This window comes from Pedobacter folensis (assembly GCF_056490665.1).
This window is the reverse complement of the sequence record NZ_JBWJIF010000001.1, coordinates 1813354-1828943: the sequence shown is the minus strand read 5'-3', so window position 1 is coordinate 1828943 and position 15590 is coordinate 1813354. Positions and strand designations below refer to the sequence as shown.

Below are 15590 nucleotides of genomic sequence, written 5' to 3'. Positions count from 1 at the left end.
TTAAAGCTATGTTTTGGTTACTAATCACAATTTTACCATCATAAATAACCATTAAATGTTTCCAAAAATTAAATTACTTCTGGTCAGCATCGGTTTGTTAAGCTTTCAGCTTGGCCAGGCCCAGAATGTTGACCAGAAACCCCTTTCCAATGTATGGACAGCCGATAATGGCAACGGCACCTTTAAGAACCCCTTACTTACGGGCGATTGGGCCGATCCGGATTTTATCCGTGTAGGTGATGATTTTTACTTTGTTTCTACCAGCATGAACTATGTGCCTGGCTGCCCTGTTTTGCATTCTAAAGATTTGGTGAACTGGGAAATGGCAGGGTATGCCGTAGATAAATATGATGAAGATCCAAGATATAACCTGCAGGGCGGAAATATGTACAGTAATGGCTCCTGGGCAGCAACAATCAGGCATCACAACGGATTATTTTACGTTGGCTTTTGTACCCCGAGCAGGAATGGGGCAAAGGGCAGTTATTCCATGTGTGTGGCAAAAGACATTAAAGGGCCATGGAAGCGGACTATTTTTCCGGAATATTTATACGATCCGGGGCTGTTTTTTGATGATGATGGTAAAGTTTATGTGGCGCATGGACAACAAAAAATCTTTATAACCGAATTAAATGCAGATGCTTTATCGGTTAAAACACCTCAAAAAGAAATTTATGAAAACCGTGATTTTCCTTATTTAGAAGGTTCGCACATGTATAAAGTAAATGGAAAGTATTATATTTTAAGTACTACCGGAGGCACTAATGGCAGACAGATCTGTTTACGGTCGGATAATATTTACGGTCCATACGAGGCGAAAGTCGTTATGCGCAGTGATGTAACGCTTCCCGGTAGTTTTTTACACCAGGGTGGAATGCTGCAGCTTAAAGATGGTTCGTGGTGGTTTATGATTATGCAGGACCGTTGGCCAATAGGTCGTTCTCCTCACTTAGAACCCGTAACCTGGGTAGATGGCTGGCCGATGTTAGGTGTAGATGGGAAAGGTGTAATAAATGCAGCAAAGCCAAATGTTGGTCAGACTTATCCTGTAAAAGTACCGGCAACATCCGATGAGTTTAATGCGGTAAACCTTGGCTTGCAATGGCAATGGAACCATAATCCCGATAACGAAAAATGGTCGTTAAAGAAAAGAAAAAGCCATATGCGTTTGGAGGCTTCATTGGCGAACGACTTAACAATGGCGCGCAATACACTTACCCAGCGTGTTCAGGGGCCAGCCTCTGAAGGGATTGTTGAAATGGATATAACGGGTTTAAAAGATGGTAATGTTGCCGGATTTGGTATTTTTCAAAAACCTTACGCTTATATCGCGGTAAGGAAAGCAGGCGACGAAAAAACATTGATTATGGTAAACAATAATAAAGTGATTGACAGCATTAAAGTTTTTAAACAGCATAAAATCTGGATAAAGGCAAATGCCTCACATATTGGTCATAAAGCAACATTCGCATACAGCCTGGATGGAGAGAAATTCATTTCATTTGGGAATCAGCTTAACATGGCCGTTGGGTATAACTGGACAGCCAATCGCTTTGCTTTATTTAATTTCAGTACCAAAAAAGAAGGAGAAGGTGGTTATGCAGATTTTAACTGGTTCAGGTTTAAAGGAGAAAACCCTCCGGCTCAATAAACAATTACATAGTGCTGGTAACCAATTTATTGATGTTTTTTAAGGTAAATTGCAGTTTAAGTGAAGACCTTAAAGTTTAAGGTTTTCACACCAATCATTTAAGATTTTCCCCATATAAAAACGGGAGAATTAAGCAGCTTTGCTATTTAACAATCCTGAATAACGAAAGAATTTTTATCACCAGTTAAACAATATCCTAATAAATGACTGTATGTTATTAACCAGATCATTAAAATCAACAATTAAATGCAGAAACAAATAATTCTATTCCTTTTGGTTCTTTTCGCTTTCGAAAAGGTAAGTGCGCAGAAAAAACAGCTGGTAGCAAGTGATATCATCAGCCAGATGAAAAAAGTTGCTGACTGGCAATGGACAAATTTAGAAACAGCAGGATGGAAAAACCCGAAGAAAGACTGGACTAGTGGCGCCATGTATGCTGGTATGATGGCATGGGCACGCCTGGCCGATAACGATAGCTATTATAAAAAGCTCATTCAGGTTGGTGAAGATAACAAGTGGGAAACAGGAAGATATAGATATTTTGCAGACGATTATTGCGTTGGTCAGCTTTATTCGCAGTTGTATACCATTTATAAAAGACCCGAATATATTCAGAAGTTTAAAGCCCTGGCCGATACCATTGTTTCTTTACCACATTTAGAAAGTTTGGAATGGAAAAATAATATTTATACCCGCGAATGGGCCTGGTGCGATGCCTTGTTTATGGGCCCACCGGCACTGGGTTATTTAAGCCAGGCAACCGGAGATGCCAAATACCTCGATAAATCAATCGCATTATGGTGGAAATCAACATCCTATTTATACGATCAAGATGAGCATCTTTTTTACCGCGACAGCCGTTATTTCGATAAAAAGGAAAAAAATGGAACAAAAGTATTCTGGAGTAGAGGCAATGGATGGGTTATTGGCGGTTTAGTTCGCCTCTTATCGGTAACACCCGAAAATCATCCTGAGCGGGAGAAATTAGTGAAATTATTTATCAGCATGTCTGAAAAGTTAGCGTCGTTGCAACAGGCAGATGGCAGCTGGCATGCCAGTTTACTCGATCCCGAAAGTTATGCTTCAAAAGAAACCAGCGGTACCGGATTTATCTGTTATGCGATGGCCTGGGGCGTAAATAACGGGCTCATCCCTTACAAAAAGTACGAAGGGGTAATTTCCAAAGCATGGGCTGCCCTTAGCGCTTCTGTACACCCTGATGGAAAACTGGGTTTTGTACAGGCACAAGGTGCTGCACCAGATAAGGTTGGCTATGACGATACAGATGTTTACGGGGTCGGTGCTTTTTTATTGGCAGGAAGTGAAATGTTTCGCTTAAGTATTGCAAATCATGATAAAAGTGTTTTTGCCGAGGCATACAACGGATCTTCAACCAGTAACAATCAAACGGTAAAAATTGCATGGCCACAAATTGTAAAAAAAGTAAAAGTGAAAAATCCGAAGCAATTAATTGCAAGAAACGCGGCCAGCGGCCAAATTGTGCCTTTAAGTGTCAGCTATAAAGATGAAAAAATAACCGGGGTATATTTTACCGAGAACATTACAGCCGGAACCAGCAAATTTTTCGAAATCAGCACCAAATAAAATGATCAAATTAGCCATGAACAATTTTAAACATGCCTTCTTAATAAGCCTTGTATTTTTAATCACAAGCGCAGTTACCCAGGCACAAAGCGGAAAGAAGAATAAAGTAAATCCTCCAGCCAGCGGTGCACAAGACAGGGCATTCTGGGTAAAAACTTTATATAAAATTGCCTATCCTGTTATTCATAATCTGGCCAGCAATACGTTGAAAAAAAATATGGCTACCGAAGTGGCGCCACACTACTATAACAATGTAAGGGAGGTCGGTTATACAGAAGCTTTGGGTCGTACTTTTGCCGGTATTGCGCCCTGGTTAAGCCTGCCGGATGATGAAACAGAAGAGGGGAAACTCAGGGCAAAGTTTAAAGCAGAAACCATTCAGGCCTTAAGCAATGCCGTTGATCCGTCAAGTGCCGATTATATTAATTTCAGAACCGATGCGCAGCCTATTGTAGATGCAGCCTATGTGGTGCAGGGCTTTTTGCGTGCACCTAATATCTGGAAAGCATTAAACGAAACCACGCAAAAACGATACATCGCTGAAATTAAATCCTTAAGAAATAGAACTGGCGCTTATAACAACTGGCTCTTATTTACGGCAATAGAAGAAGCATGGTTGTTAAGTGTTGGCGAAGACTACGAGCCTTACCGTACCATGACAGCCATTAACAAACTAAACGAATGGTATGTTGGAGACGGCTGGTATTCTGACGGATCGAGTTTCAGTACCGATTATTACAATTCTTATGTCATCCACCCCATGATGATGGATATCCTGAAAGTAATGGTAAGCAAGAAAAAGATGGCCGAAGCACAGCTAACAAAAGCCACCGACCGTGCTGTACGTTATGCCCAGATTACCGAAAGGATGATTTCATCAACAGGCGAATATCCACCAATAGGAAGAAGTGTAACCTACCGTACGGCTGCTTTTCAAACCCTGGGGCAAATTGCACTCGATCAAAAGTTACCCAAAGAATTAAGCCCCGCACAAGTCCGTTGTGCGCTGACTAAAGTATTCGAAAATATGTATGCCGGTAACCAGAATTTTGATGCACAGGGATGGTTGGTTTTAGGATTTAACGGCCATCAGCCTGAAATTGCCGATCCATACACCTGCACAGGTAGCCTTTATATGGCAACCTTGGGTTTTTTACCCTTAGGGCTGCCAGCCGACAATGCATTTTGGACAGAAGCAGCTGCACCCTGGACCGCTCAAAAAGCCTGGATGGGTAGTTCTTTCCAGAAAGACCACTCAGCAGGTAAATAATTAAATGAAAATCAATTCATTTTACTGTCCGCTGGAAGATTGCTTTTGTGGTTGCATGCTAAAAGAGTTTGTATTATAATATTTGTCATCCTGAGCCTGTAGAAGGACTTTATTGACTAGAATAAAAGCTACCCAAATAAAAGAATGGTAGCACGAGATTGTACCCAACATTGATGGAAAACCCTGGATATGAATTGTTCAGGGTTTTCGCTTTTACAAGCAACCACTCAATCTGGGAAGCGATCAGTCTTTTTATCCTTAAAGATTCAAATCAGCCATTGGTAAGACAATCAGCTATTTAGCTCCATATTGACTCTGAAAAGCGAATAGAATACTGAAAAGGCCTAAAATTTAAAATTTTCACACTATTTGTTTAAGATTTTACCGGCTTAGTAATCAGTTTATTAAAGATTTTTACGGTAGAGATAAGCCAAGCGATTGGTCAAAATATTAACTAACCAGATAAACCCATGAACCAAATTTTTAAAACCCATGAAACAGGGTTTTATGCCTATAAATATCGCCGTTGCTATTTTGCATAAGCCAGGCGAATAAGAATATCAACTTACCTAACCAAAAATAAAACAATGAAAAAACAATTATTAATTGCCCTTGCCGCAGTAGGCATCTTCTGCGCTTCCTCCTGTAAAAGAACAGAAATCCCGGTAGCTGAAACAAACAGTACCTTCAAGTCTAATCCACATATGACGGTATCGAACCCAGTGATATCTCACAACCGTAATCTTACCGTTGTCTATCTGGTTCCAACTGATCTTGATACACTTGCAAATTTCAGATCCAGGGTTGATGGCGTGTTAACATGGATCCAGAATTACTATGCCCAGGAATTGAACAGAAACGGATATGGATTAAAAACCTTTGGTCTTGTTAAAGATACAACTACGCAATTAGTCCAGATTAATGTAATCAGGAGTACACAGTCGAAAACAAATTTCAATTCTGGTCTTGGTGTTACAGAAGTGGATAATTTTTTTACTGCTCATCCGGGCTTAAAGCAAAGCCAGCATGTACTTATCCTGTTACCTCCATTCACAACAAATGCAAATGGAGAACCCGCCGGAGGAAATCCATTTTATGGGTACGGAAAATACTGTTATGCCCTGGATTATGCAGGCTTTAATATTGCTAATATTGGTACTGAACCGTTTACTAAATGGATTGGCGGACTGGCACATGAAATGGGACATGCATTAAATTCTTCCCACAACCGCGAATCCGTATCTCAAAAAAATAGCCTCGGTACATCGTTGATGGGATCGGGCAACTATACCCTGGGCAAAACGCCAACCTTTATTTCTGCAGCAGATGCAGCTATTTTTAACAACAACGAAGTATTCAACAATAACAGTTCTACTTATTATGGCAGCGTAAGCACCACAATACCTAGAATTTATGCCAGCTACTCAGCAGCACAAAGTGCGATCGTGTGCTCTGGAAAATTTACTTCTACAGGCACGGTAGATAAGGTTCTGTATTTTAACGATCCTAATGTGGGTAATGAGGGCACTGGAGTTAACCACGATTATAATGCGATTACCTGGGCCAGTTCAAAAATCGGAACAGATAGTTTCAGTGTGGTCATGCCTGTATCAGAATTTTGGGTAAAAACGGATGGCATACCTTATGAGCTGAAAGTCAAATTTGTGCATACCAATGGTACCATTACCGAGCACATCTATTATTATACCTTTCAGGGTGGTATACCTGTGATTAATTTCGGTTATCGTCCGGAACTTAGCAAAACAGGCTGGACAATCGATGGATTCAGCTCACAGGAAACGGGAGAGAATGGTTATGCAACGAATGTCCTTGACAATAACTCGACTACTTTTTGGCATAGCAAATGGTCATCATCCCCTGCAGGAACTTATCCTCATTTTATCAGCGTAAATCTTGGAAGCAATAAGACTGCAAGTGGTATCGCCCTGCAGCACCGTTCAGGATCAAGACGGGCGATCAAAGATTTTGAAATTCTGACCAGTACCGACGGCATCAGTTATACCTCCAGGGGAAATTTTTCAACTGTTAAAACAGATGGTAAACAATATTTTGCATTTGGATCGGCGCTGACCTTTAAATACCTTAAAATTGTAGCCAATACTTCCTGGGATGGAACACAATTTGCCGCCATAGCCGAACTTGGGTTATATTAGCAAAAGGGGCATCCCAATAGATCATTAATCATTAGGTAATGAAATATTACCTAATGATATCATTAAATCAATATCTACTATGAAAAAAATCATCTTTCTATTATTAACGGTTTTATTTTTTAGTTGTAAAAAAGAAAAACCAACGCCACCCGTTCCTGACCCTGTAACAACAGTTCAGTATAATTTTGATAACAATAATAACGCTGCGCTGATGTTCCAGGACGGTGAATCGATGGAACTCTTGACTTCCGAAGCAAGACGTTATGAGATTGGTAAGGTGCTGCGGGTGAAGGCTATCAATGCGACGACGATCGAAGTGGCTAATTTTGCGCCTGTTGAAATCGCAGATGCCACTATACTTTTAACCGTAGAGGGGCTATCAAAGCCGGTGAGGTTGTTCAGAATTGGAAAAATCAGGGCACATGGCGTCCAGCAGATCAAATATCCGTTCATTGAAGGGGGAACCAAATTTCTCGATAGCGATGGAGGAGAGGTAGATCTTGCGCAATATAAAACTACAGGTATCCCGATTGAAAAAGTATCGTTTGATTTTACCGGTGATTCGGACCTGATCAAAAAATTAAAAAGCTTGTCCAAATTAAAATGGAAGATTAAATACCATGAATATGATACTAAGGATATTCCGACTGATAACTGGAAAGATAATATTGAAGCTAAGGATATACGGAGATTCTCAGGGCTGATCATCAACCTGGCCTATCTGATTCAGGCTGAAGAGACCAGAACAGCATTTTTAGCTGAACCGATTACCGGAAACGATAAGGTGTTATTGACTGCTGAACAGAAACAGGAAGCTTTTAAGAAGATATTAGATATGTCAACAATCAACTGTGGCGTAGTTGTAAATGTTTCCGGGCTAGGTGGCGGATCTACATTTGGATTAGCCAACCATGTGTTACACGACTACCTGACCATGGACATCTGTTCCATTGCCGTACACGAAATTGGCCATATGGTCGGCTTTTCACATGATTCCAGTATGACCTATCCAACCGCTGACAAGCGGGGTGCGGTTGTAGCAACAGGGATAATCTATAAAGATATGCTGGCAAAGAAACAGTTACCGATCACAACCAGCAATTATTACCTGCCGTCCGATCTATAACATAAACGAGCCGGGACTTTCCTGTTTCGTGCCTATTATCTGGTCAGCAAAGACAATTTACAATTTAGTTCACTTTTGGTAGAAAGCCAGAAGTGAGCTATTGCCCGAAGGCTTACTGAGATTTACCAACATTCTAATTGGCCTATCGGCTCGTTTTTAAAGTGTTTTCTGCTTTACAGTAGAAATTATCTACCATTTTTAAAAGCTCTTATTTTTAATTGATCTAAATAGCTATATTTGCAGCCAACCATCAAGCAGGTATTTGGAAGCTACAAATCATCCTTTCTCAGGTAAATTAATGAAGATCGATAAACAATCGTTCGAAATGGCCTATGAACTATACTGGGAGAAGATATTTGCAGTTTGTTACAATAATATCAAAGAGGTTGAACCCGCAAAGGGTATGGTTCAGGAGATTTTTAAGTCCCTTTGGGAGCGGAGATCGGAACTCGAAATAGAAAAAATTGAACATTACCTAATCCGATCGGCCAAATTTAAAACCTTCGAGTATATCCGAAATAAGGTAAACCGGCAAAAGCATAACGAATTTCAGATGATGGACTGCTCGGTATCCAGCAATTGTACCGAAGAACAGGTGCTTTTTAATAATTTAAAAGAAAAAGTAGATGTTTTGGTCGATACTTTGCCCTGCCAGTGCAAACGGGTATACAAAATGAGTCGCGAACAGGGAATGAGCAATAAAGAAATTGCCGGTTTGCTGTATATTTCCGAACGTGCTGTAGAGTATCATATCACGAAGGCCATGAGCAGGCTTAAAGTTGGTTTGGCCAGTTATTAATTTTTTATCTACAGACTTACGGAAAATCGGTGTTTAAGCTACTTCTATTTAAAAGCAATAATTTATTAAGTTTGCAGATACCTGCATCCTTTTTAGGAGCAACTCATTAGCATGAACATTAGTCAAGAACTTTTAGAAAAATACCATTTAAATGCCTGTAGTGCCGAAGAGCGCCAGAGGGTAGAAGAATGGCTGTTCAATACTGATGTAGAGGAGCTGAATACCGTAGCTTTAGCAAAAGATAAAAATGCCCTGAAGCAGGAAATGTGGCAGGAAATTGAAACCGTTATGCCACAGGCGATTAAGCCATTGCCAAAAAGGAGCAATACTTATTTCATGTGGAAGGGTGCTATTGCCGCATCTGTATTTATGGCCATGGCTGGTGTTATTGCTTATTTTATAATGGCCAATAAATCTATTGGACAAACTGATTTTTTAGAATTAAATAATCCCTCTGCACGGTACGTAAAACATATTGATGCCAAAGGATACGATGTAGCCATAGGACCAAATACCATTGCTAAAATAAACAATAGCGATGGCATGATCGATCTGACGGGAAGTATCCTGATTTCTCCAAAGAAAGATATCGATCTTGTTTTTGAAGGCACAGATAAGAAGATAACCTTGTTAAAAGGACAGACTTATATTATCCTTAAAAATAAAACCGGTGTAAAAAGTATCGTGGTAATCAGCGAACGCAATTTAATGGATTTACCCCCGGTGATGCAGAAACAGCTTTCGGCCCAGTTTGATATTTAACCAGCTCTACCGCCTACAATGAACCTCCATCGCATCATCAGATTTTTCATTCCCGTTATTTTTGCCTGCTGTATGCTCGGTTGCGGAGACAAGCGCACTGACCAAAAAGATGCTAAATATAGCTTGTATATTCTGGCCAAAGATGGAAGAGAATATATGCTCACGACAAATGCATTAGATAGTGGTTTGCTAAAACCGGAAACACAAGGTATTCTTTTGGATCAGAAAGATATGGATAGAGATGTTTTTGTAAAAGATGGATTCTTTTATCACCTCAATCGTAAAACCAGCCGTTTCTCTAAATTTAAACTGGAAAACGGAAAACTGGTTGTCGCAGGATTTTTGGATATTAAAGATTTCAGCATCGAGATCTTTAACTGGATCGGGAAGGATAGCCTGCTGCTTACCGGATTAAATCTTTCGGGTTACAACCATACCAAATATACTTTTATCAACACAGCTAAAATGGAGGTCATCGCAAAGGGCGATATGCAGATTCCCGCACCATCGGGTAAGTTCACCACCCTTTCTATTGGTTTTGTAGAGAAAAAAGCAAATGCACTTTTGGTTGGTTATACCTACCATGTAACACAGAATGTATCCAATTATTTAACCAGCGATACCTTATATGTTTCAGAACTGACTTACCCGGAAATGAAACTTCTTAACACACAAAAAGATACCCGTTCTACCTATCCTGGTGGAATCAATACCATTCAATCTTATAATTTTAAGGATGATCATGGCGATTATTATTTCCAGTCCTGCCCGGGGATAGCTTTGGGTAACAGGACCGAGCTGCCTACTGGGGTGTTTAAGATCAAGGCCGGTGAAAAAAAGATCAACCAGGATTATTTCTTTAATATCTCGGCTTCAAAGGTTCAGAACCATGCTTATGGAATGTGGTACCTTGGCGGAAATAAAGCCATTATCCGTTCTGAAAGAAAAGATCTTTTTAAAGGCTTGGGCGATCATTATAGCACGGCACACTTTGAATTTTACGTACTCGATCTGCAAACACAATCGGTTACCAAACTCAATCTTCCGTTAGATAAGGGAACCAGAAGAGAGTGTGTGATTGTGGAGGGCGATACCGCTTACATTGCTGTGAATTCTACCAAAGAAGGCAATTATATCTGGCTGTACAATATCAAAACCAATACATTGAAAAAAGGACTTCAGTTGGGAGGGGATACCGATTTTATTATGCGGATAGACCGATTGAAGGATTAATAACTGGTTTTTTTTAACCGCAAATAAAAAATTCTTCGTTACGTTTATCATCTCAAATTTGCGGGAATCCATATTCCATTTTACCTCTTCCGTTTACCGTCCCAATTTTATTTTATTTTTTTTCGTTTCTCACCTTCGGGAAAATACGAATTGTGCTACTACCCAGTAAATGCACAATATTAAAACAATGTTTTACGGAAAAAATCTACTACTCATTTTATTCAGCGTACTATCTCTAAGCGCTTTTGCTCAAACTTCATCCTCCATTTCAGGGACCATTAAAGATGGCAAAGAAGTAATTGTTGGGGCTACCATCCAGATAAAGGAAACCGAAATTGGAGCCACAACAGATCAGTCAGGTTACTACGAAATCAAAAATATTCAGCCAGGCAGTTATACCATTGTTATATCATACATTGGCTTTATTCAAGAATCAAAAAATATTACGGTTAAACAGGGGCAGAACGTTAAAATAGATTTTTCTTTAAAGAAAGACCAGAAACAACTGAACGATGTTGCCGTAAATGGCAAAACCAAAACACAGGAAGTTAAAGAGTCGGGTTTCAGTGTTAATGCCATCGATACCAGGAAACTGGCCAATACCACTGCCGATTTAAATCAAATCCTGAACCGCAGTACCGGTGTTCGTATCCGCGAGCAGGGTGGTTTGGGTTCTGATTTCAAATTTTCCATCAACGGTTTATCTGGTAAACAGGTTAAATTTTTTGTAGATGGGATTCCGATGGATGTAATGGGCAGCGCCATGTCGCTCAATAATATCCCGGTTAATATGGCCGATCGTTTAGAAGTGTATAAAGGTGTTGTTCCGGTTAATTTAGGTGCCGATGCAATGGGTGGTGCAGTAAACGTCATTACCAATCAAAAGCTAAGCAATTATTTAGATGTAAGTCATAGTTATGGATCTTTTAATACCAACCGATCTTCTTTAAACGGCCAGTTTGTAGATAAAAAAACTGGAATTATTGTTAAGGCCAGTGGTTTCTATAATTCTTCTGATAATAACTATATCATGAAAGATGTGGATGTAGTGCAGGGTGGAACGCGTATAGGCAATTATATTGCTGATTTAAACGGAGCAGAATTTGTAAAAGCAGATGTTCGACGTTTCCACGATAATTATGAGTCGTTGCTGGGACAGGTAGAAGCCGGGATAACCAATAAGACATGGGCTGATGTATTATTTGTTGGTGTAGGTTATAACGAAGCACATCAGGATTTGCAAACAGGTTTCGATCAGAACATTGTATATGGCGAAGTAACCAGGGCCAGTAAAGCACGCAGTGCTACTTTAAGGTATAAAAAAGATAATCTGTTTACTGATGGTTTAAGTTTAAGTGCATTTTTAGCCAGATCTAAAGATACTTACAAAACCACCGATACGGTAAAACGCACCTATAACTGGGATGGAACTTATTTCGATAAGGGTTATTCGGAAATGGGCGGAATTAAAACGATCGCAAATATTATCAGGCCCAGAACTTATGCAATGGCCAATTTGAGTTATGTGATCAACAGTGAACACACTTTAAACCTAAATTATACTTTCGATCATTTAAAAAACAGAAATTTTAACGAACTGTTAACCGATCACGATGAAACACCTGGTCTTTTAAAGCAGATTGTGGGACTGGCTTATCAGCAAGACCTTTTAGATAAGAAACTGGTCAATACTGCTTTTGTTAAATATTACCACCTGGGTTTAGAAAGGCCTAAGTACATTAATCAGGTTTATACTTTACTGGATACCGCTTTTAGTAATTTGGGTTACGGGGTTGCATCCAGATATAAAATCACGCCAGATTTAGGTATTAAAGCTTCTTTTGAGCATGCTTATCGTTTACAGGAAGCCGAAGAAATGTTTGGCGATGGTTTAAACTTACAGGGAAATCCAGATCTGAAACCAGAAAGTAGCGATAACATCAACCTTGGAGCCTATTACAATTTTAAGTTGGGCAAGAATACATTTTTTGTAGAAGCATCGGGCTTTTATCGCGATGCTAAGGATTTTATCTTCCCAGTGCCTGATGAGCGCTCTAAATTATTAAAAAACCAAAACCAGTCGAGCGTTCGCATTACCGGTTTTGAAGCCGAGGTACGCTACACTTACGATCAGTTATTGGGAATAAACCTGAATTTAACCTATCAAAATGCAGTAAATACTACAAAAAACGGTCAAACAGAATCGTATAATGTAGAAGGAACCTACCTGAATAAAATTCCTAACCAACCATGGTTATTTGGAAATGCCGATTTCAGTATCGGGAAAAATGACCTGTTGGGCAAAAATACACGCTTGCAGTTTAACTGGTTTACCCAATATGTAAACTGGTTTTATTTAACCTGGGAAGGAAAGGGAAACCCTAACGGAAAATCAGATATTCCTACACAGTTTATCCAAAATGCAGCATTAAGCTACTCATTGCACAACGGCAGGTATAACATTTCGGCGGAGTGTAAAAATTTAACCAACGAACTTGCTTACGATAATTTCAGGTTACAGAAACCGGGCAGATCGTTTTCTGTAAAACTGAGGTATTTTATCCAATAACCAATCTCCAAATCGATCAGACATTATTTTATATCAATCACGATGAACAAAATTATATATCACTTCAATAAATTATTCGCCATTGCACTTATTGTTGTTTTCGCCAGCGGATGCGAGAAAAGAGATGTTGGCCATATAGAAGAGGGTACCAAATATGCTGCGGTATTATGTGTGGGCAGCTGGCCAAATACCGCTTATTACATTGCAGGTATCCAATCGCTAACCGGGGGTACCGTTAGCTTAAAAGGGAATGGTGCCGAAATGACGGGCAAGGTTTATGCGCAGGATGTGATCCAGAGAGATGGTTTCTATTACCACGCAAATGCAGGTAGCGGCCGTTTAGGCAAATATCATGTAGAAAACGGATCGCTTTTAATCGATAAGGAGATTCCTTTTTCATGGTTAAACTGGAGCTCTTATACCTGGGTAGATCATAATACCCTGGTTATTTTTGGAGATGGAAACAACGAAGCCCGTTATGCTGTGGTTAAAGTGGACAAAATGACCATTAAAACAGGAAAGCTGAATTTAGAAAAGATTCCGGCCGGATTTGATGCCTATACCATCGGTTTTGCCGAATACAGGAACAATAAACTCTTTCTGGGTTATGGTTTTGGTTCTACCGATTATACCAATTATCCAAACATGCTGGTTTATCAAAGGGCTTATGTAGCCGTAATCGATTATAGCACCATGGCGGTTGAAAAATCACTTTCAGATACGCGTACAACCGGGCTGGGCGGACCAAATGTTTATGCACCATCATCATTCGTGGATGAAACCGGTGATTTATATTTCATCAGCGATCCGGTTAATGTTTACGATTATAAATCACCATCTGCCATGTACCGGATTAAAAACGGCTCGGCCGAAATAGACCCAACCTATTTCTTTAATTTCTCGGCTGTTGCCAATAACGAAATGGTTCCTGCCATGTGGTACATTGGCAATGGAAAAGCCATAGTACGTTCGCGTATTGCAGGCCAGAGTATCGATGCCGATCATTACTTCTGTGTAGTTGATGTTAAAACAGGTGCGTTGATCAAAAAATTAAATCTTCCGGCTGATAAAGGCGAGCGTATGGTGAATGCTGTAATTGTTGAAGACGGTAAAGCATTTATCGCAGTTAATGCAGCAGATAAAGACTACATCTGGCAATACGATCCAGCTACCGATCAATTAACCAAAGGAGTAGAGTTTGTAGGTGGCATCGATTACATTTTAAGAATAGAGAAATTAAAATAACCTGAATATCTCCCTATAATGACGTTTAAAAAGATTAATGCCTGGCTGCACTTATGGCTTGGGATTGCTTCCGGAATAGTAGTATTTGTGCTGGGGATTACCGGTTGTGTACTTGTTTTTGAACAGGAGATAAAAAGTTTAAGCGCTCCGTGGCTGCATGCAACACCAGCTGCAGCTACCGGGCAAGCTATTCTTAAACCTTCTGTATTGTACCAGGCGGTACAAAAGGCATTGCCTGGGCGGGAGATAGAATCGGTATGGTACCATGGCGAAAATAGAACAGCACATTTCAGTATCCATGAAATGGATTCGCTGGTTTATGTTAATCCCTATACTGCAGAAGTGGTGGCCATGGTGAAGGAAAAAGATATCTTCCAGTTTTTTAAAGACGGTCATTTTTACATGTGGTTACCCCAAAAAATCGGCCATCAGGTGGTGGGTTGGGGAACACTCATCTTTTTCTTGCTGCTCATCAGCGGATTGATTTTATGGTGGCCAAAAAAATGGAATAAAAAAGGAAGAGATCAGAGTTTTAAAATAAAATGGCGTGCCAGATTTAAACGAATCAACTACGATCTGCACAATGTTTTGGGATTCTATTCCATTATTGTAGCGCTTTTGTTTGCCTTTACCGGACTGATGATGAGCTTCGCCTGGTTTAACAAAAGTGTATTCTGGTTGGCAGGAGGCAAAAATGGTCAGCGGATTGAAGCTTTATCTGATATCACTAAAAACCCTCAATCGAATGTTCTTCTTCAGGTAGACCGTGCATGGAAAAAAGGAGTTTACGAAATTGCCGAACATCGTCCCTTCGAAATCATCCTACATTTTCCGGAGAAAGTATCAGAAGCCATTTATGTATGTACCGATATGTATAAAGGGACCTGGCGCGATGTTTATTTAGATCAGCACAGCTTAAAAGAATTACCCGCCTCAAATAAAAGACTCCGTGATGAAAATCTGGCTTCCTGGATCAGACGCTCTAATTATGGTTTGCATGTTGGTGAAATCGGTGGACTTACCACAAAAATTATTTTCTTTCTGGTGAGCTTCATTTGCGCCAGTTTACCCATTACCGGATTTTATATCTGGTGGGGTAAAAAGAAGAAAAAACCTAAAAAGAATAAAAACATCCCTATACCCTTAAAAGCTTAAT

11 protein-coding genes are annotated in these 15590 nt (G+C 39.9%); all 11 read left to right on the top strand.

Annotated elements, in window-relative coordinates:
* Positions 1–55 precede the first annotated feature (55 nt).
* The 11 genes from AC04QZ_RS07235 to AC04QZ_RS07185 all read left to right on the top strand — a co-directional run bounded on the left by AC04QZ_RS07235 (position 56) and on the right by AC04QZ_RS07185 (position 15589).
* Entirely contained in the window at positions 56–1651 is a 1596-nt protein-coding gene (locus AC04QZ_RS07235) for a glycoside hydrolase family 43 protein (RefSeq protein WP_478357187.1), read from the top strand.
* Between the two features lie 246 nt (positions 1652–1897).
* The gene (locus tag AC04QZ_RS07230; protein ID WP_478357186.1) at positions 1898–3256 is read left to right on the top strand and encodes a glycoside hydrolase family 88/105 protein; all 1359 of its coding nucleotides are present in this window, start codon (positions 1898–1900) and stop codon (positions 3254–3256) included.
* A 16-nt stretch (positions 3257–3272) separates the two neighbouring features.
* Positions 3273–4526 (top strand): DUF2264 domain-containing protein, encoded by a 1254-nt coding sequence (locus tag AC04QZ_RS07225; protein WP_478357185.1) that lies wholly within the window; start codon positions 3273–3275, stop codon positions 4524–4526.
* Between the two features lie 587 nt (positions 4527–5113).
* Positions 5114–6700, top strand: coding sequence for a discoidin domain-containing protein (locus tag AC04QZ_RS07220; RefSeq protein ID WP_478357184.1), 1587 nt, complete (start codon positions 5114–5116; stop codon positions 6698–6700).
* 79 nt (positions 6701–6779) lie between these two features.
* The gene (locus AC04QZ_RS07215) at positions 6780–7826 is read left to right on the top strand and encodes a hypothetical protein (RefSeq protein WP_478357183.1); all 1047 of its coding nucleotides are present in this window, start codon (positions 6780–6782) and stop codon (positions 7824–7826) included.
* 298 nt (positions 7827–8124) lie between these two features.
* Positions 8125–8625, top strand: a complete 501-nt coding sequence (locus tag AC04QZ_RS07210; protein WP_478357182.1) for a sigma-70 family RNA polymerase sigma factor — start codon at positions 8125–8127, stop codon at positions 8623–8625.
* Between the two features lie 111 nt (positions 8626–8736).
* Positions 8737–9387, top strand: coding sequence for a hypothetical protein (locus tag AC04QZ_RS07205; RefSeq protein ID WP_478357181.1), 651 nt, complete (start codon positions 8737–8739; stop codon positions 9385–9387).
* A gap of 18 nt (positions 9388–9405) precedes the next feature.
* Positions 9406–10620 (top strand): hypothetical protein, encoded by a 1215-nt coding sequence (locus AC04QZ_RS07200; protein ID WP_478357180.1) that lies wholly within the window; start codon positions 9406–9408, stop codon positions 10618–10620.
* A 187-nt stretch (positions 10621–10807) separates the two neighbouring features.
* Entirely contained in the window at positions 10808–13189 is a 2382-nt protein-coding gene (locus AC04QZ_RS07195) for a TonB-dependent receptor (RefSeq protein WP_478357179.1), read from the top strand.
* Positions 13190–13231: 42 nt separating this feature from the next.
* Entirely contained in the window at positions 13232–14434 is a 1203-nt protein-coding gene (locus AC04QZ_RS07190; protein ID WP_478357178.1) for a DUF4374 domain-containing protein, read from the top strand.
* Between the two features lie 18 nt (positions 14435–14452).
* Entirely contained in the window at positions 14453–15589 is a 1137-nt protein-coding gene (locus tag AC04QZ_RS07185) for a PepSY-associated TM helix domain-containing protein (RefSeq protein WP_478357177.1), read from the top strand.
* The last annotated feature ends 1 nt before the right edge of the window (position 15590 follow it).